At 54.2% G+C, this 1,731-nt stretch carries 2 protein-coding genes; both read left to right on the plus strand.

What is annotated here, in order from left to right:
• The coding region (locus NW863_RS02170) for a hypothetical protein (protein ID WP_414364120.1) at window positions 1-786 on the plus strand (786 nt) is incomplete at its 5' end.
• A 124-nt stretch (window positions 787-910) separates the two neighbouring features.
• Window positions 911-1,582 (plus strand): DUF1614 domain-containing protein, encoded by a 672-nt coding sequence (locus NW863_RS02175; RefSeq protein WP_414364121.1) that lies wholly within the window; start codon window positions 911-913, stop codon window positions 1,580-1,582.
• Window positions 1,583-1,731 lie beyond the last annotated feature (149 nt).

Consider the following 1,731-nt stretch of genomic DNA (forward strand, 5'->3'; position numbering starts at 1 on the left):
CGCCGCCGGGAGCAAAGAATCGAGGAGCTCTGCCGGCAAATTGAGGAAGGCGAGAAAGAACTTTCTAGGCTGCGGGATCAGCTTCGGCAAAAAAGCGAGCAGCTCCAAAAACTTGAAGCCCAGTTGGCCGAGCAGCAGCAGCTTTTGCAACGGCTCCAAGACAAAGATCGGCAAGTGCGAAGTCTCCAAGCAGAAATAGAGAGGCTGCGTGCGGAGCAGCTCCATGCAGACGCAGACGAGATTACAGAGCTGAGACTACAGCTTCAACAAAGGGATGAGGAAATAAAGACGCTGAAGACTGGCATAGAAGGTTATGAAAAGACTCTGTCTACAATTCTCCAGGGAAGAGGGCATTATACAAGGTACGAGCCGTCGGAAATAGATATAGTCTTGAAAATAACCGAGAAAGAGTTTTACCCACAAGAAGCTAAGAGTTTTATTTTGGAAATCCTGAGAGAGAAAATTAATAACGTACACGAAGGGAGCAGAGTCCAGCATATACTTAGAAACTTGGTTGAGAATAACGAAGCAAACGAGGGTGATGATCATCGTCAGAGAATTAGGGAATCTGTAGACAGCTTGTCTTCAGACTATAATGGGTGGAGTGATTATTACAGAAAAAGGTTGGAAGAGCTTGGTTTTGAGGTCATCGCGGAAGATAATCATGTCAGGATTTGCTTTCACGGGGATAGACGCTACCAAATTAGCCTGTCCAAAACCCCTAGCGATCGGGAGGCCGGCCACAGCATTTCTCGGGATATCCGCAACACTATTTTTGGTCTCTAGACAATCTTGAGGCGCCTCAGGCAAATGATCTGTAGTTGCAAACCTAACTTCTTACTTGCCCTCTGAGGCCAAGAAAAGTTGAACCGAGTCCTGGTAGGCTGGAGGAAAGCCTGGGATCCCTGCCATGTTCTACCTACCGTTCTCGCTGTTGCTGTTTTTGATGCTGGTGCTGCTGCTGCCCTTCCTCTGGCTGGGGCTAGCGGTGGACGTGGTGGCGCTAGCGGTGGGGAAGCTGGGGTTCTCGCGGGAGGGGGCGCTGTTGCTGCTGCTGGCCATCTTGGTGGGCAGCTCGGTCAATATTCCTCTCTACCGCGTCAAGTGCGAGGTAACCCTAGTAGAAGACCTGGCCAGCCTGTGGATGCGGCAATTTTGGGGGATCCCGTTGGCCAAGATTTCTCAGGAGACGGTGGTTGCCCTCAACGTGGGTGGAGGGCTGATCCCGGTGCTCTTGGCCCTGTACCAATTTGGGCGGGCTGATGGGCTGTTGATCCTGGCCGTAACGGCACTGGTAACGGTGGTTAGCTACTACGCTTCCCACGTGGTGCCCGGGATCGGCATTCAGATGAATCCTCTGATTGCCCCGGCCACGGCAGCCTTAGCCGCTTTGTTCTGGGCGGGGGATCAGGCGCCGGCGGTGGCCTTTGCCGGCGGGGTTTTGGGCACAGTGATTGGAGCGGATCTGCTGCACCTGCCGGAGGTGCTGCGGCGCAATTGCTCGGGCATTCTCAGCATTGGCGGGGCCGGCGTTTTCGACGGCATTGCCCTCTGTGGCCTGTTTGCCCTGCTGCTGAGCTAAACCAGCAAATAGGTGAGGGAAAGGGTAACAGCCTGGCTGGGATCCAGCCAGCGCAGGTCGGGATCCCCTTCTGGCGGACGACGGGTCAGCTCTTCTAGCAGCATCTGCGTCCACTCCAGCGGTTTGCTGAGCAACATCGGCGAACGGGT

Source organism: Synechococcus sp. B60.1 (assembly GCF_047462555.1).
In the GTDB taxonomy this organism is placed as follows: Bacteria; Cyanobacteriota; Cyanobacteriia; order Thermostichales; family Thermostichaceae; genus Thermostichus.